Below are 23,710 nucleotides of genomic sequence, written 5' to 3' on the forward strand. Positions count from 1 at the left end.
GCCGCGCCCTTGCGCCTGCCGCATAAGGGCTAAAGCGCCTGTCATGCTTAGGAGAAATTTACTTCAATTCCGCCGGTCCTGAGTTGCCTTAGCTGAATAGCCAACCCCCAACTCGACCAAATTTGATCTATCTTTGACTAAAAAAGCCAATTTGCAGGGTAGAAATTCTATGCCTTGTTTCAAAATTCCGCTTTAAACCTTCGGATTTATCGGTCCATCCACGCATTCACGTTCGGGGACCACCTGATGAAATCCATTCTACTTTCCATGACCGCCGCTGCAGCCCTTGTTCCATGCAGCGCAGCACTCGCTCAAACCGCCGCCCTTCCAACAGGCCAAGAACTTGCTTGGTCATCTGCTGCCGCGCGCGTTGGCGCATTTAAGCCTCGCCCTTGGGCAGCACGTGGCACCAATGTAACCATCGCCATTATCGATTCAGGCATTCGCCGCGACCATATCGACTTCGCCGGTGCCATTACCGGTGGCTATAATGCTTTCACCAATCTGACCGGCACCGCCGCAGTCAACGACACCAATGGCCATGGCACGCACGTAGCCTCGCTGGCAGCGGCGCGCGCCAATGGGGTTGGCATGGTGGGGGTTGCCTCAAACGCGCGCATTCTGCCCGTTCAAGTGTTCCAAGGCTCCTCAACCTCAGACTTCTTTGTGGCGCGCGGCATTAATTACGCGACCAGCCAGCGTGCCTTCGTGATGAATTTAAGCTTGGGTGGCTCTACCATGAGCCCCACCATCCGCACCGCCCTACAAGGCGCACAAGCGGCTGGTCTTTTGATGGTGATTGCCGCGGGCAATGAAGGCCTTGCCAATCCATCCTTCCCCGCCCGTCACGCTTCTGAAGCGTGGGCACGGGGCCAGATCATCGCTGTGGGTGCGGTTGACGCCAATAATGTCATTGCCAACTTCTCTAATCGGGCCGGCGATGCACGCAATTTCTATCTGGTGGCTCCTGGCGTCAGCCTCATTGGGGCCTTCCCTTCCGCCCCCAATGCCTATGCCATGATGAGCGGCACCTCGATGGCAGCGCCAGTGGTGGCCGGGGCTGCGGCTGTGGTGAAAAGCGCGTGGCCGTTCCTGACCGCACCAAGGGTTGCTGAAGTCCTGTTTGTGACCGCCACAGACCTCGGTGCCCGCGGGATCGACCCGATTTATGGCCGCGGTCTGCTTAATCTTGAACGCGCCCTCTTGCCCGTCGGCACCGTAACAACGGTCAGCTCCGCTGGGACAACGCCGCTGGCGCTTGCCCCGACGTCTGCGGGGGCCGTGGCCATTGGGGCCAAGTCCTTTGCAGCCAATGGCGGGGCCTTTGAAGGGGTGGTGTTTGACGCCTTTGGACGCGACTTCGCCTATGACTTTGCCACCAAAGCTCAAGACTTGCGGCCAGATTCAGTCTCCATCCTCGCGACAAGTTTGACCAACCGCATGCAGGCGACTTTGGCCAGTGTGGCAACCCCAAGCGGCACATTGTCCTTGATGGCCGCCCCCGCCCAAGCGGCTGGTGGTGACGCCAGTGGTGGCCTGCATTTTGTCGGCAATCAAGGCCAGTCTTGGGCCGTTGCGATTGGCCAAGCCTCCCCCATTTTGGGTGCAAGCTTGACGGCTGGGGCTGCCCCCAGCGCCCGCCTCTTGGGCTTTGCCGACCACACCGCCTTGTTTGAAGGCACCACCGCCAGCGTGGCGAGCCAACGCACCTTGGACAATGGTCTCAGCCTGACCTTTGGCGCGCGCTTGCAAGGTGAGCAGTATAAGCGCCGGGGCCTGAACTGGACCCCCAATACAACAAGCCAAGCCAGCAGCGTCGAAGCCGCCCTAAGCCGCACCTTTGATCGCGTCAGCCTCAGCGCCAGCGTCGCCGCCATCCAAGAAGCACAAGGCCGCCTTGGCGATGTGGATAGCGAATTGTTTGGCCTGTCAGGGCCTGCCCGCACCCTTGCGGTCCAGACGGATTTGGCTTGGGCTGTTTCGCCGACTGCGTCGTTGAGTGCGCGGATGACCCATACCCAGACTGCCGCCCAAGTCGGTGGTGGGGCAAGCTTGGTCAGCTCGATCAGCGCAACCGAGGCCACCGCTTACGCGATCAATTTCGCCCAGCGTGACCTTTTGGCCAAAGGCGACCAGCTTGATCTTGCCATCGGGACGCCTCTGACCAGCCGCAGCGGTATGATGAATTTGTTCTTGGCAACCGGTGCAGACCCTGAAACCGGCGCGCCCATCATGACACGTCGCGGCATCAGCCTTGCGTCGAAAACGCCGGAACAACGCTTTGAGGCCGTCTATACACGGACTTTGAGCCCAGATTCCGCCCTCGCCTTTGCCGTCATGGCGCGGCAAGATGCCGATGGCATTGCAGGCAAAGAAGATCAGGCCCTGATGGTGCGCTATCAGACCAGCTTCTAAGTCACACCAAAGGTTCCCAAAGCCCCGCGGCTGGCACGTCCAGTCGCGGGGTTTGGTGTTTTTGGGCTATCAGGATTGGTAGGGACGGCCGGACTTGAACCGGCACGGATTGCTCCAACGGATTTTAAGTCCGGTGCGTCTACCTATTTCGCCACGTCCCCATCTGCGCGCTTTGTGCGTCATACGCGCTTTTTGAGCAAGAGTGTGATGATGTAATCTATCGGCTTTCTGCACGCACATTTTAGGTGCCATGCAGAAGATGGTGCCGCTTTTGGCGGGGGCTTGGCTTGCCGTAGCCCGCAAGCTCAGCCAGATTGGGGCCTCTGGGCCCCGTGACGGGCCGATTTGGCTGAAAGTTTTGGAATATGTCGAAGGCGCTGATCATACTGGCCGCACTGGTTTTTGGGCTTTTGGCGGGCATTTGGCTGGGGTCGATTGAGGCGATCAAGTCGACCGCCGACACGATTGGTTCGGTCTGGCTCAATGCACTTCGCATGACAGTTGTCCCCTTGGTGGTTGCCCTTTTGATAACGGGGATTGCGCAAACAGCCTTGGCGGCGCGGGCGGGACGGCTCGCCGCGCGCGGTGTTGCGACGATGCTGGTGATTTTGTGGTGCTCGGCCATTATGGCGGCTGTGACCCTGCCCTTGATCCTCAACATCTTCCCGATGCCGGATGGATCGGCAGCGGCCCTGCGTGACGCTTTGAGCATTACCGAAAAGCCCGGGCCCGTGCCGCCCTTGGGCGATTTCTTGCGCGCCATGATCCCAACCAATCCGATTGCGGCGGCCGCCAATGATGCCATTCTGCCCTTAATCATCTTCACCTCTGCCTTTGGCTTTGCCTTGACGCGCTTGCCTTTAGAAAAGCGCGCCCCCGTGACAGGCTTTTTTGAAGCCGTGGCCGAGGCCATGATTTTGGTAATTGGTTGGGTCTTAGCCCTTGCCCCGATTGGCGTGTTTGCTTTGGCCTTTGTGGTTGGGGCGAAGGCGGGGGCAGAAGCCTTTGGCGCGCTGGCCCATTATGTCATCGTGCTCTCTGCCTTGGGGGTGATTGTGTGGCTGGCCTCCTTTGCTTTGGCGGTATTTGGGGCAAAGCGCGGTTTGGGCGCGTTTTTCAAGGCCGCCATTCCGGCTCAGGCGGTGGCAATTTCGACACAATCCTCTCTCGCGTCGCTCCCGGCTATGCTGAAAGGCGTGCAGGCTTTGGGTGTGCCCGCGGCCAAGGCCGATGTGATCTTGCCGATTGCGGTTGCCATTTTCCGCGCCACAGGGCCTGCCATGAACCTTGGCGTCGCGCTTTATATCGCCAATTGGTTTGGGGTGGAGTTGGGGCCTGCCCAGATTGCTTTGGGCATTGCGGCTGCGGCCACCACCACGCTTGGCGCCGTCAGCCTGCCCGGCTCCATCAGCTTTATTAGTTCCATCGCGCCCATCTGCTTGGCTTTGGGTGTGCCGGTCGAGCCTTTGGCCCTGTTGATTGCGGTTGAAACCTTCCCCGATATCTTCCGCACTTTGGGCAATGTGACCATGGATATGGCCGTCACCGCGACCGTAGCGCGGCAAGATGACGATGCGGCAGAGCAATCCTCATAAGACCCCCTGCCCAAAAGCCAATTTGAAGGCTATATGACAGGGATGTATATCGACGCAGACACCGCACCCGACAGCCGTAATGACCATGCCATCAAATTGCATGGGCCAGAGGCGTTTGCCGGCATGCGCGCCGCAGGCCGTGCCGCCGCCGAAGTGCTGGATATGCTGGTGGGCGAGGTCAAGGAAGGTGTCACCGCGGAGCGGATCGACACATTGGCCCGCGACTATGTGCTTGATCATGGCTGGATCCCTGCCTGCATGGGCTATCGCGGCTATAATCACACCACCTGTATCTCGCTGAACCATGTCGTCTGCCACGGTATTCCAGGCCCGCGCCAGTTTCGCAGCGGTGATATCGCCAATATTGATGTGACCGTCATTGTCGATGGCTGGCATGGCGACCATTCGCGCATGTATGGCATTGGCGATGTGTCGCGTAAGGCCCGTCGCTTGATGGATGTGACGTGGGAAAGCTTGCAGCGCGGCATTGCGGCGGTAAAGCCCGGCGCGACTTTGGGCGATATTGGCCATGCCATTCAAAGCTTTGTCGAAGCGCAGCGTTGCTCTGTCGTGCGTGATTTTTGCGGCCACGGCCTTGGCCGTGTCTTTCATGACAACCCCAATGTCGTTCATTTCGGCAAGCCAGGCCAAGGCCCAGAATTGCGCCCTGGCATGTTTTTCACCATTGAGCCGATGGTGAATTTAGGCAAACATTCGGTTTCGGTCCTGCCTGATGGCTGGACCGCTGTTACGCGCGACCGTTCCTTATCCGCGCAGTTTGAACACTCAATTGGTGTGACTGAGGACGGATGCGAGATTTTCACCCTCTCCCCTCTTGGCTTGGACACACCCCACACGCTGTCTGATCCAGTTTGAGGGCCCATGGGACTAACCAACAAGTCGAATGCCCATCTTGATGGCCATCGCGAACGCTTGCGCGACCGCTTCTTGCGGGCGGGCGCAGACGGGCTTGCTGATCATGAATTGCTCGAGCTGTGGCTGTTTGGCGTCATCAAGCGACAGGATACCAAAGCGCTCGCCCGCAATCTCTTGGCGCAGTTTGGCGGCATTAATGACGTGCTGCAAGCGCCGATCAACGACCTCTTGCGGGTCAATGGTGTTGGCCAAGTTGCAGCCATCCACCTCAAATCCATTCACGCGCTCCAAGTTCGCGCCAGCCAGAGCGAAATAACCAATAAGCCGGTTCTGGGCTCGTGGTCGAGTGTCTTGTCCTATCTCAAGCTGAACCTTGGGGGCGCCAAGCGGGAGGAGTTCCGCGTCTTGTTCCTCGACAAAAAGCTCCGCCTGATTGTGGACGAAAAGATGGGTGAAGGAACGGTCGATCATGCCCCCGTCTATCCGCGTGAGATCGCGCGGCGGGCCTTAGAATTATCGGCAAGCTCTGTCATTTTGGCCCATAATCACCCATCCGGTGATCCCACACCTTCAAGTGCCGACATTGCGATGACACGAGAAATCATCAATGCACTCAGCCCTTTGAAAGTAAGTGTGATTGACCACATAATTGTCGGCGCCCAAGATACACGAAGCCTTAAGGCTTTTGGGCTAATATAGACACTGTATAGTTGTATTCTATACGCGTTAGTATCCGTCAAATAATCAACAATGTGATCGGGTAATTTTGCGTATCTGAAATTACTCATAGGGAAGCATTCTCTATGACTATGCATGCACGCAGCTTTGGTGGCCCCAATACAACCGGCGTTCGCAGCCTAGCGGCCCTTGCGAAGACCTGTTCGACAAGCCGCGTTCTCAATCTGAATTCAATAGATCACAAAGGATTGCGGGCCGCGGACAAACTTCACACGCCACTTTTCCAAGATCGGCTGTTGAACAGTGCCATCATCACCAAGCATCGGCCACGACCCGACGAGGTTGATTTTTTCCATGAAAGCGTGCCCGTCGCCACCAAAATCATTTTCCCGCTCGACAATGATGACCTGCGCGTTGGCGGGCGGTCTGTATTTGTCAATCAGATTGGCTATTTGAACGCGATTTGTGATTTTTTGGGCAAGGACCTTGTGGCGCTCGATGGCGATCTCATGGTTCTTGAGCTTTTAAATGAATTACCTTCGCTCGATCCTTTTTTGGTCCGCGAACAGCTCAAGCGCCATAGTCTGACCCCATCAGACGATTATTTCGCGATCACGCCAAATGACACCGCTCGGTTGGAGAAATTTGCCTATAATGAAATCCGAGACTTGGTGTCGCTGGCGTTCCAATCGGGGGCCGAAGCTGGCGGTGAGTTGGTCAAACGCATGTCGAACGCCATTCTCGCAACCAATGCCGATCACCGTTTGGCTCCCCTCCAAGCAACGCTGGGTCTGGAGGGCGAGCAATTCCAGCGCGGCATTTTTAGTTGGAAGGGCTTTTTATATTACAAATGGCAATTCGTAGAAACAAAGCCAGAGCTTTATAAAGTCGTTGCCCAGATGCAATCCATGAGGATACGGGGCCGCATCGACCCAACTATGGGCTATATGGTCACAACTATTCGCGGCTCCATTAAGGCGCGCATCCAAGAAGCAATTCGACGAACCGCCGATATCTTATCCCTTTATGATGATGGGCTCGCCGGGCTCACCCAAAAGGGTAATGCTGTAGAGTTTCGCAAATTTCTACTGGAAGCGCCGGGTCTGTTCATCGAACTGGGCCACGCCATGGGGATGATTTCCCATATCGTCTCTTATTGGCGTTATCAGTTCAAACCCACCCAATCAGAAGTGACCAATGTGGAAGAGTTCATCGAGCTGTTGAAAGACTTCGACCTCGGCCTTTCCCCAAGGGAAGTGCGATAGCTTGTGCAATTTGTTCGCTTTTTCGGCAAACTGCCTGCATAGATGTAACCAAGGTTTACGAAATCTCAATTGGACTTGACCTATCTTTCAACTGCCGATCATAAGCGTTTCTGTGTGCGCCAGTTGGAATGTTAGGGTGAGTATCCATGAGTGGCGTAAGAAGCTTAGCAGCGCTAACAAACACCGCTTCGACCAGCCGGGTGTTGAACCTGCATTTGGTCGCGGTTGAGTTTGCAGACGACTTGGCGCGGGTCAGTGCGCCCTTCTTTTTCGACGCCTTGTTAAACCGCGCCATTATCATCAAGCACCGGCTGCGCAGTGATGAGACCTATCTGTTGAGCGACGGGACATCGGTTGCGACCAAGATCATGTTTCCGCTAGACCGCGCGGACCTGAAGGCTGGTGGACGCTCTATCCTTGTCAATCAAATGGGCTGGCGCGCGACCTTGTGCGACGTCCTTGGGGCTACCGAGGCTGAGCTGCAAAAGGATTTTGAAATCCTTGAGATGCTCAATGAATTGCCATCGCTCGACCCATTCTTGGTGCGCGAGCAATTGCGCCGCTATCACCACTATCCCGCTGATTGCTATTTCGCCATTTCACCGGCTGACAATGCGCGAATGCAAACCTTTACCTCCAACGAAATGGCCCCCCTGATCGCCATGGCGTTTGGCAGCAAGAATGGCACCATTCCACCCGAGCTCGTCAAAAAGCTGGCCGACGCACTTTTGTCGACCAATGCGGATTCACGGCTGGATCCGTTGCGGATGACGCTGGGTCTTGAAGGCGAAAAATTCACCCAAGGCATCTTCAGCTGGAAGGGGTTCATCTATTACAAATGGCAGTTCTCTGAGACCTTCCACAAACTGACCCGCATCAGCAGCGAGATGGACTCGATCAAGATTAAAGGGCGTATGGACAAGAATATTCGCGAAGAGATCGATGATCTAAAAAAGTCGATCCGGGGCCGTATTCGCGACAGCGCCAAAAGTTGCCAGCAGGTTTTGGCGCTTTATGACGACGCCTTCCGCGACCTTGTCGACAAAGGCAATACAGCAGCCTTTCGTAAATTCTTGCTCGACGCGCCAGTGCTCTTCATTGAGCTCGGCCATTCCATGGGCATCATCTCGCACATTTCATCCTTTTGGGCCTATCGCTTCAATAAGGAAAAAGAAGCCAATATCGAAGTTCTCGAATTCCTCGACATTCTGCGGGAGTTTGAAAACGGCCTTGCCCCCAAACGGGCAACCATGGTGACTTGGTAGGCCAAAGGCGGCAAGCTTTGTTTTTTGGCGCGCCACTTAAACGCGCCGCTCCCCAAACGCTCAATATTGCCGAGCTTGTGGCCTCTTTAGGCTCGGGCTTGGGCGAGCTTTCCGTAAGTTGTCAACGCCATGCGCATGGCGTCACCAATAGCCACTTGGGTTACGGGCTTGGCAACATGGAGGTCTGCGCCCGCCGCCAAAGCCTCCCGGCGATGATTTTCCCCGGCATTGGCTGTCAACATGATGATCGGGGTAGGCTTTGCCCCTGTTTGGGCTTCAATCGCGCGGATTTCACGGGTTGCGGCCAGGCCGTCCTTTACGGGCATTTGCATGTCCATGAAGATGATGTCGAAAGTAGCGGTCTCAAAGGCCTCCACCCCCTCATCGCCATTGGTCGCGGTGAAAAACTCTGCGCCAAACGGCTCCATCATGAAGCCGAAGACTTGTTGGTTCAGCACTTGATCTTCAACCAAGAGAACCCGCAAATTCTTTGGGATGTCGCGGCAGATTTCGTCTAAATCCTCAGCAGTAGGCGCGCTCAGCACGGCGCGGTCGAGCGGCAGGGGGAGGTCCAACGTAAAGATCGAACCAACATCGGGTGTCGATTTTGCGGTGATCGTGCCGCCCATTAACTCAGTCAAGGATTTAGAGATCGCAAGCCCCAACCCCGTCCCGCCAAAGCGACGGGTGATCGAACTATCGGCTTGCGAAAAGCGCTCAAACAATCTTTGACTTTGAGCCTCGTCAAACCCAATGCCGGTATCTTCCACGTGAATCGTCACCCCAGGGCCCGTCACGCGGGGCAAGGCCGAAACAGCAATCCGACCGGCATTTGTAAACTTGACCGCATTTGACACGAGATTGGTGACGATTTGGCGCAGGCGAACAGGGTCGGCCAAATAAAGTTGCTTCGCGGGCAGTTTGTTCTCAAACGCGAGCTCAAGTTTCTTTTGCGTGCAGGCACCAGACATCAGGCTGACCACCTCTTGCAGGATCATCCCGACATCGGTGGGCACGGCTTCGAGTTGAAGCTCACCGGCTTCGACTTTGGTCAGATCAAGGATGTCGGACAATTGCCGCTCTAAATCCTTGCCGGACGACCGGATCAATTCGACCATCCGTCTTTGGCGATCATCCAAAGGAGTATTGGCAAGTGCCGAGGTAACACCCACCACCCCATTTAAGGGCGTCCGCAACTCATGACTCATATTGGCCAGAAACTGCGTCTTAGCCGCATTGGCGGCATTGGCCTTGAGCGATAGATCGCGCAAATGTTCTTGCTGTGCCTTGAGATGGGTGATGTCGGAAAAAGTCGACACGACAAAGGATGGCGTTTCGTCAAACGGTTCGAACAGGGGACTGGCCGAGAGATGAAGCCATTTCGTGCTTCCATCGGCTGCAGGAATACCGACCACTTCATTGCTGATCGGAATGCCGCTGCGCAACACCTGCATGGCTGGCATCTCATAGGGTACATAGGGTGTCCCATCTTCGCGTACGCGCTGCCAACGCTGATCATTGACCATCATGCCCAAAAGCTCGTCGCGCGATAAGCCTAGAATCCGGCACGCACTGGGGTTGGCCTCAACAACCTTGCCGATGCGATTTTTGATCAATACCCCTTCAGACATCGTCTCCAAGATCACACGCGCATGGTCTGCTTCGCGGTTGAGCGCTTCATTGGCCTCGGCAAGAGCCAAAGCATCACGGGTTGAACGGGTAATTTCGAGTTGGCTGACAACGATTTTGGCCAAGGCCTTCATGTGCTGAATTTGAGCCGGCGTAATGCTGCGCGGCTTTTGATCGATCGCGCATAGGGTACCGAGCCTTAAATCCGGACCTACAATCAGCGGGAAGCCAAAATAGGCGCGAATTTTTGGATCCCCGACAACTAAGGGATTGGTCGCAAATCGCGGGTCTTCGAGTGCATTTGGAACAATCAGCGGTTCATCGTCCAAAATCGCATGGGCGCAAAAGGCACTCTCGCGATCGGTCTCGCAGGCATCTAAACCGACCCGGGCCTTAAACCATTGCCGCTCTGCATCGACCAGAGAGACCAGCGCGATGGGCACATCCAATATACTCGAAGCTAAGGCCACAATCACGTCAAGAGACGGATCGGGCAAAGTATCCAGAACCGCAAAATCTACCAACTCCGCGAGGCGCTGGGCTTCGTTATGGGGTTTCGGCGCAGCCATGGTCAATCCTCAAAATAGACCTAGGCCATCGCATAAACCCTTTAAAGGAGTATTAGTGCAGCGAGGAAAAGGCGCGATCACACCTCGATTTGAACAGAATTCGATACAAAACGCAGGTAAATTCATCAGGTCAAGCAAGCAGTAATTTCAGGCATAGGCGAAGTATGCACCTAAACTTCATCTAATTTTTACTCCGCAGTTCTAAGGTTTGGTCGGGCTTTTTTTCCGCGGCAAAGAATTGGTCAGATTTGATGGATACGCACGCAGCTGGATTTGCCGAAGTCGGCCTTAATCGCGCGAAGGAGCTGAAAACGCGTCTTGCGGTTGCGATTTTCCTTGCGCTTGCCTGCTTCTTCATCGTCGGTGGTTATGAGCCTTTTGTCTGGTTGGGCGTTGTGGTGCTGGGCCAGGTACTCGACTGGTTCATTTTCAAGCCGTTGCGACTCAATCCCGAGGGGGCCGTTTCCCCACGGCGGAAGTTTGCCTGTATCCTCATCGTGACACTCAACGCCTTGGTTTACACCAGCGTCGCCGCAATTTTGTGGGCCGAAGGCGGGGAAGCTGGCCGCATCTTTGCAACTCTGATCATTTGCGGTGCTTTGCTGCACTCCACCTTACATGCCGCCCGTTCGACGGCGCTTTTGGCCGCATCGACCGTACCGATGTGCCTTTATCTGATCGGTCTTCCCATTGCGTCTTGGCTTTATTTTCAGATGGAGCCAGCCACCTCCGCTGTGATCCTGATTGGATCGCTGGTTTATTTGGGCCATTTGGCGATCATCATTCGCCGCTCATATGAGTTTACCGACCAGCTTGTGCGCGCCAATGAAGAAGCCCAAGATCAGAAAAATCGCGCGGAAAGCGCAAGTCAGACCAAATCTGACTTTTTAGCCACCGTCACCCATGAAATCCGCACCCCGATGAATGCGGTTATGGCCTCTGCCATCCTCTTGCGCCGGACCAAATTGACAAAGGCGCAGAGCGAGCATGTCGATATGCTCAATGATGCCGTGGATACGCTTTTAGCGCTGTTGAACGACGTGCTGGACATGTCGAAGATCGAAGCTGGCAAGATGACTGTCGAGCGGGTCGATTTCCCGGTCATCGATGAATTGCAGGCCGCCGTGCGGATTTGGGACCCACGTGCCTCCGACAAAAATCTTCACCTGCGCTTTGAAGCCACGCCTGACTTCCCCAGTGCGATCAAGGGCGACCCGCTGCGCATTCGGCAGATTTTGTTCAACCTGATTTCGAATGCGGTGAAATTCACCGAAGCTGGATCGATCACGGTTTCTGCCCGGACCGCCATAGACGCCAAAGACCGACCCGCCATGGTGCTGGAAGTCGCAGATACAGGATGTGGCATTTCGCCAGTAACTTTATCGCGCTTGTTTGCCGAGTTTGAGCAAGGCAATCAGATGATTGCCCGAAAGAAAGGTGGCACCGGCCTTGGTTTGGCCATCAGCCGTCGCCTGGCTGAATTGATGGATGGCACGTTAGACGTGCGCAGTGTTGAAGGCGAAGGCTCAGTCTTTACGGTCACGCTGCCTTATGAATTGGCCGACAGCCAGGGTGCCCTCGATGAGGACGAGGATGTGGATCTTGACGTCCGGGCTTTACGGATTTTGGTTGCCGAAGATCACCCGACCAATCAGAAGATCGTCAGCCTGTTTCTATCGACGATGGGCTGGTCTTTGGCGATGGCCAATGATGGGGTCGAAGCCCTCGAGATGGCGGCCTTGGAAGAGTTTGATGTCATCCTGATGGATATGCAAATGCCCAATATGGATGGGCTGGAGGCCACCCGCCGACTGCGAGCCACATCTGGCTATACCCAGCACGTGCCAATTATTGCACTGACTGCCAATGCGATGGACCACCACCGCGCTGCCTTTATGGAAGCTGGGGCGGATGCCTTTGTGCCAAAGCCACTCGACCCCAATGTCTTGATCCAAACGATCCTGACCTGTGCGAAAGCCAGCATGGCCGATGTGACCGGCTCAACCACCCAGACGCCAGAGCCAACGCCAGCCCCGAGCTTATCAATCCCTGCTTGGCAACTTGATCAAAACCTCGCCTAAAGCGGGCGGAAAATGGGCCTAAACATAAGGGTCTTGGTGTTTGTCCTCGGTCGAAGGCCCGCGCTGACAAAACCCGATTTCTCATCCATTTCTCCAAATGTCCTCCACATTGCCTCCATCTGTGTCGCTATTTTCGCGGTCATACACCGCTGCGAACTAATCCAGATGGCGCTCCTGTAGGGTTCTTCGACTCTACCGCCATGCGGTGACACGGAGAAAGAAAAATGAAAAAAGCGATTGTCCTCGGTACTCTTCTTGCCCTTGGTCTGTCGGCTGCCCCTGCCTATGCAGAAGGCACCTTCACGGGCTTTTATGCTGGCGCTGAAGTCGCCGCTGCCCGCAGCGACACCAAAACAACCGTTACACCCGCAACAGGGGCCGCGGCCACCCGCACCAATAAGAAGACCCAAGCAGATGTTGGCCTGTTTGGCGGCTTTGGCTATCAATTTGACAATGGCTTCTATTTGGGCACTGAGGCGAGTGTTAATCGCCCAACCGGTCAGAACAAAGCGGTGACGCTAGCCGGGGTTTCTGTGCGGGAACGACCCCAATATGAGCTGGCACTGAAAGGCGTTGCCGGGATTGGCATCACCGAAAGCACACTGGTCTATGCCAGCGCTGGCATCGCGCAAAACCGAGCCAAATATCAATTGCCCAATAATGTGACCCGCAAAGCGACCTCGAGCGGCCGCGTTCTGGGGATTGGTGTGGCGCAGGCTTTTGGTGACAATCTGATTGGTCGGGTTGAGTATGAAAACACCACCTATGACCGCAAGAGCTTTGTCACGGCCGGTGCACCAACGGTGGCCTATAAGCCTGCATCGAACCGTATTTCGGTTGGGCTGGCTTACAAATTCTAAGTCAAGGTCTGTGGTTGTCTTCCAGCCCAAAGGGGTTTGGAAGACACGCCGCACGTGGAGATTGGAATGCGCATTGACACCCCCCAATGTTACATGCCTCCATCCAATCTCCACAAAACCGGGATAAAGAGAAACTTCATCTAACCCTGTAAACTTGTGTATCGTCGCTATGGAAAATGCTCTCATCCTGATCGTTGAAGACGAACCCAATATTGCGGAAATCCTCGACGCTTATTTTCAACGCGAGGGGTTTCGGACCGTGCGCGCCAGCGATGGCGAGACGGCCATTACCCATCATCGCATGTTGTCACCCGATCTGGTTGTGCTGGATGTCAATCTGCCCAAAAAGAATGGCCATGAAGTCTTGCAAATCATTAGGCAGTCGTCTGACACACCCGTGCTGATGGCAACCGCTATGGGCGAAGATGTCGAGAAGCTTGGCGCCCTGCGTTTTGGCGCCGATGATTATGTGGTTAAGCCGTTTAATCCGCTGGAAGTCGTCGCCCGCGCACAAGCCATTCTGCGTCGGGTCGCAGCTGGGGAGTCGCGTTCAAAAATCGTGCGTGCCGGCCCATTAGAAGTCAATCTTGAGACCCATAGCATCCGCGTCCTTAGGGAAGAGGATCAAGCCGTGCGGCCAGATTTGACTTTGACGGAATTTCGTCTGGTCGCCCACATGGCCCGCGTGCCCCACAAAGTGTTTTCGCGCGCCGAATTGTTGGATGCTTGCCTGCCTTCCGATGGCGACGCCCTAGAGCGCACTGTCGACAGCCATATTAGTAAAGCCCGGCGCAAGCTGGAACAAGCCGGTGCCGATAAATGCCTAGAGGGCGTCAGAGGCATTGGATATCGGTTGCTCGCCCTATGAAATTTGGCCGAAACCTAACTTTACGGGTTCAACTCATGCTCGCCATGGCGGGCTGCGTTCTTATGGCGGTCGTATTTGGTTATGGGGGCCTCAGTCTGCTTGGTGAGTATCAGACAACCCAAATGCGGGCCGAATTGTCGCCAAAAGCGCTCCAAGCCGTCGACAAGCTCGAAAGGAGCGAGATTCCCACACCCGATGAGTTTAGAGAGCTGTTTAAGATTGATGATACCATCTTAGAGCGGATCGATAATGAGCAGAGCCTAGCCTTCATCGTTTTGAGTATTTCGGCGATGGTGGCGGGTGGGGCGGCAGCTGTCCTATTAGCCAATCGCATTGCAGCCCCCTTAGATGGGGTTGCTTCCGCGCTGCGCCGGCTTGCTTCTGGCGATCTATCGGTGCGCGCGGTGAGCCGCAGTCCAGGCTCTGCAGAAGCATCCAAACTGATCACCGACTTTAATACGATGGCCGATGCGCTACAGCGCTATGACCGCGAGCTTACCGAAGGCGCCGCAGCCATTGCCCACGAATTGCGCACGCCCTTGACCATTCTGCGCGGTCGCCTGCAAGGCATGAAGGACGGTGTGTTTCAGCCGACCGACAAAGAAGTTTCGGGCCTAATCCTACAGGTCGAGGCACTCAGCCGCATCGTCGATGATTTGCAGACTGTAAGCTTTGCTGAAGTCGGGATTCTTACCTTGCACAAGAGCCAAATAGATCTGGCGAAAGTTATGGGTGAACTCAGCCATTTTGTTGCGCCGGAGATCAAGGATGCTGGTATGCGCCTCAATTTGTCCTTGACGCCTGCCCCGGTCTTTGCCGATCCCCTACGCGTGCGTCAGGCCACGCTCGCCCTCATCACCAACGCCTGTCGACATGCACAAAGTGGCGGGGTTGTCGATATTGATTGCGGCTTGGTGGGCGACTTTGGCGTGATCCGCGTGATGGACCGTGGACCCGGCCTCAGCTCTCTGGCAGTGCAGAATGTCTTCCGCCTGTTTTGGCGAGAAGACCCGTCGCGCGCCCGCGAGTATGGCGGCAGCGGTATTGGTCTTGCAGTCGTTGAAGCTATCGCCAGCGCCCACGGCGGCAGCATTATGGCCAGTCACCGGCCTGGCGGCGGGGCCCAGTTTGAACTGCGCATTCCACAAAAGGATACCCCTTCGGCGCCATTCATTCATCAGGGCTCCACACAACCTGCATAAGCGTCCGCAAAAGTCGAAACTCACAGAGACGCGTGTGTCTCGTCTACTCTGGAGTTCCCTTTGTTTAGCCTTTTCACCCTTGCCGCTTCCGCCCTAACCCAAAAGACCTCCCAAACGCCGCTTTACAAAATGAGCCCGCTGGCTCGCGCGCGTGTCACAAAAGCCCTGGTCGTGCCTCTGATCTTGATCGGCACCGCCAGCCAAGCTGCCGCAGGGGTTTCTGACATCCGCGGCGATTGGGTTTTGGACGACGGTAGCGCAGTCGCCCGCGTTGCCCCCTGCGCCTATGAACCCAGCCGTCTGTGCGCCATTGTAATTCAAGAAGTTTTGGCCCCGGGCGAAGAAAGCGCCATAAACCAGATCGTGGTGCGCGACATCCGCCCAACCGGGCCGGGGCAGTTTTCCGGGCTCTATCACATTGGCCCACAAAAGACCTTACCCACCACGATCAAGGTGCGCAGCGCCACGATTCTTGAAATGAAAGTCTGCATGACTGTCTTTTGCGAGACCATCAAATTGGTTCGAAAAGCCTGAGATTTATCCCAAGAGATTTCGATTGCCCAAAGCTGCAAGGCCCGCAGCAGCTCTAGTGTCGCAACCGAAGCGGGATCGAGTCTGCGCCGCCGGCGCGATTGCCCACACCTTCTGGAACCGGTACGGGCGAGCCGTCATAATTGGAATTAATGATCAAATTGGAGGAATTTGAGGTAATGACATAGCGGGCGACCACCACGCTCCATTGCGAACCTTGCGCAACATTGCCGGGTGCCGTCACATAAATCGTCGTGTTGGGCAAATAGATAGTCCCGAGAAGGCGGTCGATTTTGGTTGATTTGAAACTGACATGTTTGGTGCTCGACCGGTTGCTCACGATGACAAAACCAGCCCAAGGACCCACCGTTCGCCCTTCCAAAGACACATAGGTGTTACCTTCTACCATCAGCTTGACGTCCATCAGAACCATGACGGTGTCTTGACCTTCCAAGCGGGCATCTTCAGAAAAATTGAGGTCGCTGCAGAAATAATGTTCCCCAGGCATAAGCTTGAGGGTTGCGGTGCCACTCATCGCATATTGGGTTCTATGCACACCCGGATTTAAGGTAATGGTGCCCGCTGAATAGGCTTGAAGGCCTCCGTTAGGTACATTGGCACACGGTGTTGGTGAAGTAATCGTGCGGTCCTTGAACGGATCTGGGATCGCCAGAGCACCCGTCTGCGGCAAAGGCGAAAATGCTGCTCCGCTGGCGGTACCTGTCATACGTACTGTTCCGGCATCGATGGAAGCGAGCTGTTTGACTTCGTGGTCGCTATTGGAGTGAACTACACATCCCTTTGCCGTAATCTTTGACGATCCGGCGCTTGAAATCGTAAAAGTACCCGGGGTCGGTTCAATACCGAGGATACATAAGGGCTGCTTCACCAAGGCCTCAGCAACCGATTGGACAGCGATCCGAAAGCCACCGGGAGGCACCATATTACCAAAGAAAGATGGCCGGATCGCAAAACCCTGCACCGTAAAGGCGCCGTTTGCGCCATCACTGGCAACAAAGCGAACCCTAGCCCGATTGGCAAAAGACCCAACTTGGCTCAAGGCAAACTTCTCGGCGAACTCCGCCGCACTCTTTTGGTTTGTCCCCGCTATTGTGCGGCTTTGGGCCCCGGCAAGGGCCGCAGCATCTGCCGCCGCCTGCATCATTGCGCGCTCATTGCTAAGCGCAGTTAATTCTACTGCACCGACAAGAACCAAAGACAAAGGCAAGACCGCAAGCGCGGTCATGAGCGTAATATTGCCACGCGGTTGGCGCAATTCTGCAGAAGCCCAGTTCAAAATAGATCTATACTGGGCTTGTGCCAACGGATTACCACGCAACTATTGGTTAAATCATATGTACCTTGGCACAGCTTGGTTTGATTTAGGTAAAAGTATTCAACTCGTTTTGAGTGAAAACGCGGCTTTGGTATCGGGAGCCCGCAAGCTAATCAGAAGGTGGCGCTTTGCTATCCCTAAAGCCGCCGGTTAATTATGTGACCCTAGACCTTGCCCGCAATTCGAAAATGCCCCTTGACCGCCAGATTTGGGTGCAATCGCAGCTCAGGGTTAAACTGGGTCTGCGCCTTCGCTCAAAATGTCGAGATAGGCGCTGTATTGCCATAACCGGTCACGCAAGCGGCCTGTGATTTCGCGGACGATTCCCAGCGTCTCAAGCGCTTCAAGGGCGCGCGTAATCGATGGGATGGTGAGGCCCGTGGCCTGCTTTAGACGCGCCGTGGAGACAATCGGGCTTGCTTGTAACGCTGCATGAACGCGCAAGACTGTTGAGGCGGGCCGACCCAGCGCCTCAATCTGCGCCCTATCATGGGCAAAGACCGCAAGGATGCGCCCCGCAGCCTCCGTTGACTGCGTGGCAATCTCAAGCACGCCTTCCAGAAAGAAGGTCAGCCATTCTTCCCAAGCGCCTTCGCGCCTCACCTTGGTGAGGAGTTCATAATAACGCTCCCGGTGCGTCTTTAGGTAAAGCGATAGGTAAAGCACGGGTTCGCTCAACGCCTTCTCAGCGCAAAGGAGCAGCGTCACCAACAGGCGACCAAGACGGCCATTACCATCCAAAAATGGGTGGATGGTCTCGAATTGAACATGCAGGAGTGCGGCGCGCACAAGCAGAGGTAAGTCATGGCCATGGCCGTGCAACCAGATTTCCGCCTGCCCCATTAAGGCAACAACATCTTGAGCGGGTGGCGGCACAAAAGTGGCGTTGCCGGGCCGTGTGCCCCCAATCCAGTTTTGCGTAGTCCGAAAGGCCCCAGGCTGCTTGCCCGCACCACGACCACCCCGCAACAAGATCTCATGCATCTCACAAATCAGACGCAACGAAATCGGAAAGCCCTCTTCGAGGCGCGAAAGCCCGTGTTGAATAGCGGCCACATAGTTTGAGACCTCCTCGACGTCATCAAGGCCAAACCGCGTTGCGCGATCATTTTCATGCATCAATAGATCGGTGAAAGAGCTTTGGGTGCCCTCGATCTGGGACGACACCAAGGCCTCTTTGCGCACATAGAAATAGAGGAACAGTTTGGTGTTCGGCAGAAGGGCGCTCATCCCATCCAGTCGCCCAAGAGCTTGATTGGCTCGGTCCAATAGACCGAACAAGGGCTCCAGCTGAAGCGGCGGGTTTGGCGGCAATGGCGGCGGAATGAAAGCGCGCACCACTTCCCCGCCAGCGACCGTTTCACGGTATTGGCCCAGCCTGTTTGAAGGGCTGATGTTGGAAGATGAGGAAGTTGGACTATTCACACACGCGTTAATAGCGAAAGTCGTTATTAAAGGAAAGTGCCGTTTGCGTTATTAGTGAAGATGTTTTGCAAAGCTATCGAAACGAATCGCAACGATCAGAATGCTTTGGAACTATAAACCTTCCTAGACCCTCTTGATTACATACCACTAGTAGGAATAACCTAAAATTGAAAAATTGCGGAGATCCCTACCATGACACCCGAGGAAATATTTGATTTGCTTCTCCCATACTCAGATGAACGGAGAACTGAGTTCGAAAATGGAAAGCGACTTGCACATTACACATCTGCAGCGGCTGCTTATCAAATACTGACAAACCAAGAAGTGTGGCTACGCAACGCATCCATGATGAATGATTTTTCTGAAATTCAACATGGCATCGATTGTCTAGGCGCGGCATGGCGCTCTCGAGGGGGTAAACAACTAAGGGAAATGTTGGATCGAATTGAACCCGGACTATCTGAAAGGATCGCCAGGCTATTTGACTCTAACTCTTTCATCTTGCAGCAGAATACATTCATAGTGTCCTTGTCGGAGCACGATGACAATGAGGACGACTATGGCCGCTTATCAATGTGGCGCGCATATGGAGGGAGCTCCGGCGTGGCCCTAATCCTAAATCCTACCGCCTTTCTCTCCGATACTGATGAGATGAAGGTCTTTTCGGCGCCAGTTCTCTATAAGAGTGAAGTTCAATTTGTGGAATGGTTTCAGGATTGGGCAACCGCTGTAGGCAAAGCAGAGAAGGAGCTCAAAGGCCTTGGAGCGGAAACTATAAATAATTGGATTTTCGGTGTTTTTCGTATTTTTGCCCTAAGCACCAAACATCCGGGATTTTCAGAGGAGAAAGAATGGAGGGTGTTCCACAGCCCAGACTACGAGGGAGCATCCCCTTGGGTCAGGTCAGAGATTGAAATTATCAAAGGTATTCCGCAGAAAATTGTAAAGCTTAAGCTTTTTGATGACCCAAATAAGAGTATAATGGGAGTTGCTCCTTCTCGACTAGTCAATCGAGTAATAATCGGCCCCTGTGACTATCCTTTACAAGTTCGAGACACAATTGTTGCAGCACTTGAGAAGGCCGAGGTAGAGGATGCGGCAAACAAAGTTACAATTTCCTTGATCCCATTAAAGCACGCGTGATTTCAAATAGCGTGTTTGCTTGACAAACGGTGGGCTTTCACTATCCGCCCTAATAGCTTATTAATCCACAGACTAGGGTTAAACTATTGACGTTCGAAGTCTAAACGAGCTTGTATCATCATTGTTACCCAATTTTACTGGGCATATGCTCGCATTTCATCAGCAGGCCCCCGCAAGGGGTTTAGTTCTCATCTAAATTGTCTTGGAGGAAATGGCGCGCCCGGAGCGATTCGAACGCCCGACCCTCAGATTCGTAGTCTGATGCTCTATCCAGCTGAGCTACGGGCGCGCTGAGGCGGCGTCATTAGACGTCGTAGCGGCGAAGATCAAGCGTCTTTGGCTGCATAGACGCCACGCATAACAGCCCGAGCCAAACAATCCGCAGCCAAAGCGCCAATTCGGGCAATCGTGAAGTGGGTGGGTTCGGTCAATTTTTGCTGCGCCGTCGATAGAGCAAATACCACGTCGCCATCAAAAGGGGCAAAAACAGGTCGGATCGCACGGGCAAGGCCGGCGCTGGCCATTTGGGCAACCCGCTTGGCTTGCGCAGGCGTCAGGGCCACATCGGTGGCGACACAGGCAATCGTCGTATTGGTGCGCCCGATCGCGGCAGGGTTAGCCTTAGCCGCACCCCAATCATCGCCGTCCACGATCAAGGCGGGGTCTGGGCGGATGCCGCCTGCTTCGCCATTCTGTTCCAACGCCCAAGCCCAATAGGCGTCACTGCCGGGCATAACTACACTGCCAAAGCAATTGACCGCGACAATCGCCCCAACATGAATGCCGTCGGCCGTGCGTTGACTGGCAGAACCTAAACCACCGCGCAACTGCCCTGCCCGCGCGCCAATGCCTGCCCCATGGGCCCCCAAGTCAAACCGATCAGAGACAGCCTCAAGGGCGCGAACCCCCAAAGCACGATATGGCGGGTCCTGACCCCAGCTTTTGTTACCGCCATTGGCAAGGTCATAGAGGATCGCCGCAGGCACAACTGGGGAACGGGGGACACCTGGCAAGTCTACTAAGCCAAAGCCGCGCCCTTGGCCCCCCAAAGCGCTTGCAACGCCATCAGCAGCCGCCAGGCCATAGACAGACCCACCTGACAAGACCAAAGCATCAATGGCATCGACGAGATTTTCCGGGGCTAGAGCATCACTCTCGCGCGTGCCCGGCCCCCCACCACGCACATCCACCGCACAGACAGCGGCGACATCAGGATAAATCACGGTCACGCCTGTCAAGGCGGCCTTATCTTCAGCTTGGCCAATCTTCAGGCCGGGGACGTCGGTAATGAGGTTCTTAAGTGGCTGCATTTGGGTTTTATATCGCCTTAACGGTCGTGGGCCTATAGCTGGGTCTGGATTATGTCGGTGGCTTGGCGTCACAAGCGCCATAGACTTTGCTGGCAAGATCGTTTCATTCTAGCCGACACACGATGGCGGACGCGGGCTATTGCTGGGCGCGCCAACACGAAGGAATTTTGGGAAGCACCATGGGATCTCGCGCACCAAAGGCCCTGTTTCGCCGCCTGATCTTGGCCGTGTGTGCCGGGGCTTGGCTGGTCGCAACAGCCGGTGTTGGAAGTGTCAGCGCCGAGACAAAGGCAAAGGCAAGCCAGCGGGTGCGGGTGGCCGTTTCTTCGGTGGGTGCAGACGCGATCGAGCGCACCCGTCAACGTTTGGCCTTTGCCTATTCAGACCTAGGCCTCACCTTAGGCGCACCGGTCTATTTTCGCCTTATCCGCGACCAAGACCGCCTTGAAGTATGGGTGAAATCTCCATCAGGGACCTATAGCCGCCTGCGCAATTTCAAAATCTGCAGCAAGGATGGGCCATTGGGGCCGCGCCAAAGCGTGTCGACCGGGCAACCTGAAGGCTTTTACACCCTAACCGCCTCCCAGATGCGGCCCCAAGGTGTCGGCTATTTGGGCATTAATCTCAATTGGCCCAATGCGTATGATCGGGCGCGCGGATGGCGTGGTGCGCCGAGCTTGATCCAAGCGGGCTGTGCTTCGGGTCGTCATTATGGATTGACGGACCAAGATATGGAGGAAGTCTACACGATTGCTTATTCAGCCTTGATCAGCGGACAGACTTCAATTCCCTTCCATATTTTCCCGTTTCAGATGACGCCATTTCGGATGCTGCAAGTGGGTCAAGGGCCAAAGGCAAGCTTCTGGCGCGAGCTCGAACCTGCGTGGCGCGCCTTTGAGCGCACAAAAACGCCGCCCCAGATCAAAGTCCAAGGGCGGCGCTATCGTGTCAGTGCAGGCAAATAGCCGGGCCGGTTAGAGGCCCGACAATCTGCTTATTCTGGATTATAATCGCCTAAATCTGGCTGATCATCGTCACCGCTGGGTGCAGCTTGGCCCACATCGCGGGCTGGAGCGGCAGCAGAGCCATCCAATAAGGACAGATTGATCGCCTTCGGGCCTTTGCCAAAGCGGTCTGGCAAGGTTTGGAATGCCAAACGCTGATCGGGTTCCAACACTTCAAAGCCTGAACGTTGGACAGCCGAAATGTGCACAAACACATCTGCGCCGCCACCATCTGGGGTGATGAAGCCAAAGCCACGTTCCGCGTTGAAGAATTTCACCGTGCCTTCATGGTTTTCCAAAGGCTCGCGCGGGCCACGATCTTCGAAGTTACGTGGGCCACGGTCGCCACCGCCGCCGCCAAAGTCACGGCGAGGAGGACGGTCGCCAAAGCCACCGCCGCCTTGTGGACGGTCACCATATTGACGCGGTGGACGGTCACCAAAACCGCCGCCGCCACCACCGAAGTCACGGCGTGGGGGACGGTCACCAAAGCCGCCGCCACCTTGTGGACGGTCGCCATATTGACGCGGCGGACGGTCACCAAAGCCACCGCCGCCTTGCGGACGGTCGCCATATTGACGCGGTGGACGGTCGCCAAAGCCACCCCCGCCCTGTGGGCGGTCGCCATATTGGCGCGGTGGACGGTCACCAAAGCCGCCGCCGCCCTGTGGACGGTCACCATATTGACGTGGTGGACGGTCACCAAAGCCGCCGCCACCTTGTGGGCGGTCGCCATATTGGCGCGGTGGGCGGTCGCCAAAACCGCCGCCGCCGCCGAAGCCACCGCCACCACCAAAGTCACGGCGTGGTGGACGGTCATTGAATGAAGGTGGTGGTGCGTCGAAGGAAGGTTCTTCCATGCCACGTGCGCGTTCACGTGGCTTCTTCTTCTTGTCGCCTGGCTTTGTATCTTCGTCGTCGTCGTCGAAACGCATGTAATTCCCCGGGAACCGACGGAGCAGGGTTGCGCCGCCACAGGGCCATCTCGACTGAGACAGACCAGCACAGAGCCGAAGCTGTCTGGTCTTGCACGCAATGAATGGGGCGTGTGCGACCAGATACGGGGCCGGTGCGGTCATTTCAGTTTGTTAAAAACGAACCTGCTATCGCCTTATGCGCGAGTGTGAGCCGAGAAGCAACCTCACCAGCGGCCTGAAATGCGCGCTATTTCAGCCTTTGCCCCGCTTCCGCGTGCAAAAAGTGGTGCCAAATAGCCTCCAGCCTCGCGTAACGCCTCTTCCAAACCAAATGGCGGATTGGCAATTGTGACCCCGGCGCTGACCAAACCTTGGCCTTCATGGGGCGCGCAAACCTGTAAATCAGCGGTCAAAAGACGGGCTTCAGTCTCGGCCAAGGCACGGCGATATTCGCCGGTGATGTGACTATCCTTGTCGGCGTGCCACAAGATATAGGTCCCAGTTGCCCACCGGCTAAGGCCATCTTTCAAGGCTTCAACCAAACGCTCAAATTCACCGGGGCGTTCAAAGGGTGGATCGATAAGGACCAAGCCGCGTCGCTCTACCGGGGGCAAATGCGCGCGGACAGCCTCCCAAGCATCGCGCCGCTCAACCTTGATGCCGCGCGCGCGTTCAAACCGCGCAGCAAGGGTTTCGAAATCGACCGGGTGCAGCTCACAGAACAAGGCCTTGTCCTGATAG

General features: G+C 55.6%; 20 protein-coding genes and 2 tRNA genes. 14 read left to right on the forward strand and 8 right to left on the reverse strand.

From position 1 onward, the window contains the following. Nucleotides 1-246 precede the first annotated feature (246 nt). Nucleotides 247-2,415, forward strand: a complete 2,169-nt coding sequence (locus tag IOB61_RS10230; protein ID WP_290815991.1) for a S8 family serine peptidase — start codon at nucleotides 247-249, stop codon at nucleotides 2,413-2,415. Between the two features lie 76 nt (nucleotides 2,416-2,491). On the opposite strand, the gene IOB61_RS10235 is transcribed toward IOB61_RS10230, so the two are convergent. After that, nucleotides 2,492-2,576: transfer RNA gene (locus IOB61_RS10235), tRNA-Leu, on the reverse strand. Nucleotides 2,577-2,665: 89 nt separating this feature from the next. Here IOB61_RS10235 and IOB61_RS10240 point away from each other — a divergent pair. From IOB61_RS10240 to IOB61_RS10265, 6 genes are all read left to right on the forward strand, one after another. Continuing rightward, entirely contained in the window at nucleotides 2,666-2,854 is a 189-nt protein-coding gene (locus IOB61_RS10240) for a hypothetical protein (RefSeq protein ID WP_290815994.1), read from the forward strand. After that, entirely contained in the window at nucleotides 2,781-4,010 is a 1,230-nt protein-coding gene (locus IOB61_RS10245) for a cation:dicarboxylase symporter family transporter (RefSeq protein WP_290815998.1), read from the forward strand. Before IOB61_RS10240 ends, IOB61_RS10245 begins: the two co-directional genes overlap by 74 nt. Nucleotides 4,011-4,043: 33 nt before the next feature. Next, entirely contained in the window at nucleotides 4,044-4,886 is an 843-nt protein-coding gene (gene map / locus IOB61_RS10250; RefSeq protein WP_290816000.1) for a type I methionyl aminopeptidase, read from the forward strand. 6 nt (nucleotides 4,887-4,892) lie between these two features. After that, nucleotides 4,893-5,585 carry a DNA repair protein RadC gene (gene radC, locus IOB61_RS10255; RefSeq protein ID WP_290816003.1) on the forward strand — a complete coding sequence of 231 codons (693 nt, stop codon included), beginning with the start codon at nucleotides 4,893-4,895 and terminating at the stop codon, nucleotides 5,583-5,585. Between the two features lie 104 nt (nucleotides 5,586-5,689). Then, entirely contained in the window at nucleotides 5,690-6,829 is a 1,140-nt protein-coding gene (locus IOB61_RS10260; RefSeq protein ID WP_290816005.1) for a hypothetical protein, read from the forward strand. Nucleotides 6,830-6,975: 146 nt separating this feature from the next. Continuing rightward, nucleotides 6,976-8,094: a hypothetical protein gene (locus IOB61_RS10265; protein WP_290816007.1), complete on the forward strand. Its 1,119-nt coding sequence runs from the start codon at nucleotides 6,976-6,978 to the stop codon at nucleotides 8,092-8,094. Between the two features lie 86 nt (nucleotides 8,095-8,180). Here the strand turns inward: IOB61_RS10265 and IOB61_RS10270 are convergent, their stop codons facing one another. Continuing rightward, nucleotides 8,181-10,292 carry an ATP-binding protein gene (locus tag IOB61_RS10270; protein ID WP_290816009.1) on the reverse strand — a complete coding sequence of 704 codons (2,112 nt, stop codon included), beginning with the start codon at nucleotides 10,290-10,292 and terminating at the stop codon, nucleotides 8,181-8,183. 251 nt (nucleotides 10,293-10,543) lie between these two features. On the opposite strand from IOB61_RS10270, the gene IOB61_RS10275 reads away from it, so the two are divergent. The 5 genes from IOB61_RS10275 (at nucleotide 10,544) to IOB61_RS10295 (ending at nucleotide 15,837) form a co-directional block, all read left to right on the forward strand. Further along, nucleotides 10,544-12,373 carry an ATP-binding protein gene (locus IOB61_RS10275; protein ID WP_290816012.1) on the forward strand — a complete coding sequence of 610 codons (1,830 nt, stop codon included), beginning with the start codon at nucleotides 10,544-10,546 and terminating at the stop codon, nucleotides 12,371-12,373. Nucleotides 12,374-12,597: 224 nt separating this feature from the next. Beyond that, nucleotides 12,598-13,233 (forward strand): outer membrane beta-barrel protein, encoded by a 636-nt coding sequence (locus IOB61_RS10280; RefSeq protein ID WP_290816015.1) that lies wholly within the window; start codon nucleotides 12,598-12,600, stop codon nucleotides 13,231-13,233. Nucleotides 13,234-13,402: 169 nt separating this feature from the next. Next, nucleotides 13,403-14,101 (forward strand): response regulator, encoded by a 699-nt coding sequence (locus IOB61_RS10285; protein WP_290816018.1) that lies wholly within the window; start codon nucleotides 13,403-13,405, stop codon nucleotides 14,099-14,101. Further along, nucleotides 14,098-15,303 carry an ATP-binding protein gene (locus IOB61_RS10290; RefSeq protein WP_290816021.1) on the forward strand — a complete coding sequence of 402 codons (1,206 nt, stop codon included), beginning with the start codon at nucleotides 14,098-14,100 and terminating at the stop codon, nucleotides 15,301-15,303. The genes IOB61_RS10285 and IOB61_RS10290 overlap by 4 nt, the downstream gene beginning before the upstream one ends. Nucleotides 15,304-15,363: 60 nt before the next feature. After that, nucleotides 15,364-15,837 carry a hypothetical protein gene (locus IOB61_RS10295; protein WP_290816024.1) on the forward strand — a complete coding sequence of 158 codons (474 nt, stop codon included), beginning with the start codon at nucleotides 15,364-15,366 and terminating at the stop codon, nucleotides 15,835-15,837. A 52-nt stretch (nucleotides 15,838-15,889) separates the two neighbouring features. Here IOB61_RS10295 and IOB61_RS10300 read toward each other — a convergent pair whose 3' ends face one another. Both IOB61_RS10300 and IOB61_RS10305 read right to left on the reverse strand, forming a co-directional pair. Further along, nucleotides 15,890-17,131: a pilus assembly protein TadG-related protein gene (locus IOB61_RS10300; RefSeq protein WP_290816027.1), complete on the reverse strand. Its 1,242-nt coding sequence runs from the start codon at nucleotides 17,129-17,131 to the stop codon at nucleotides 15,890-15,892. A 270-nt stretch (nucleotides 17,132-17,401) separates the two neighbouring features. Continuing rightward, nucleotides 17,402-18,508 carry a Fic family protein gene (locus IOB61_RS10305; RefSeq protein WP_290816030.1) on the reverse strand — a complete coding sequence of 369 codons (1,107 nt, stop codon included), beginning with the start codon at nucleotides 18,506-18,508 and terminating at the stop codon, nucleotides 17,402-17,404. Between the two features lie 279 nt (nucleotides 18,509-18,787). On the opposite strand from IOB61_RS10305, the gene IOB61_RS10310 reads away from it, so the two are divergent. Next, entirely contained in the window at nucleotides 18,788-19,738 is a 951-nt protein-coding gene (locus tag IOB61_RS10310; RefSeq protein WP_290816033.1) for a DUF2971 domain-containing protein, read from the forward strand. 212 nt (nucleotides 19,739-19,950) lie between these two features. Here the strand turns inward: IOB61_RS10310 and IOB61_RS10315 are convergent. Continuing rightward, nucleotides 19,951-20,027 (reverse strand) — tRNA-Arg (locus IOB61_RS10315). A gap of 37 nt (nucleotides 20,028-20,064) precedes the next feature. After that, nucleotides 20,065-21,048 (reverse strand): P1 family peptidase, encoded by a 984-nt coding sequence (locus IOB61_RS10320; RefSeq protein ID WP_290816036.1) that lies wholly within the window; start codon nucleotides 21,046-21,048, stop codon nucleotides 20,065-20,067. A 179-nt stretch (nucleotides 21,049-21,227) separates the two neighbouring features. Here IOB61_RS10320 and IOB61_RS10325 point away from each other — a divergent pair, with 179 nt between their 5' ends. Then, complete coding sequence (locus IOB61_RS10325) at nucleotides 21,228-22,013, forward strand: hypothetical protein (RefSeq protein ID WP_290816039.1); 786 nt, start codon at nucleotides 21,228-21,230, stop codon at nucleotides 22,011-22,013. 29 nt (nucleotides 22,014-22,042) lie between these two features. Here IOB61_RS10325 and IOB61_RS10330 read toward each other — a convergent pair whose 3' ends face one another. After that, nucleotides 22,043-22,987, reverse strand: a complete 945-nt coding sequence (locus IOB61_RS10330) for a cold shock domain-containing protein (protein WP_290816042.1) — start codon at nucleotides 22,985-22,987, stop codon at nucleotides 22,043-22,045. Between the two features lie 206 nt (nucleotides 22,988-23,193). Further along, nucleotides 23,194-23,710, reverse strand: a 517-nt coding sequence (gene rlmJ, locus IOB61_RS10335; RefSeq protein ID WP_290816045.1) for a 23S rRNA (adenine(2030)-N(6))-methyltransferase RlmJ, incomplete at its 5' end; no start/stop codon positions are given.

This window comes from Aquidulcibacter sp., from assembly GCF_020253525.1.
Classification (GTDB): domain Bacteria; phylum Pseudomonadota; class Alphaproteobacteria; order Caulobacterales; family Aquidulcibacteraceae; genus Aquidulcibacter.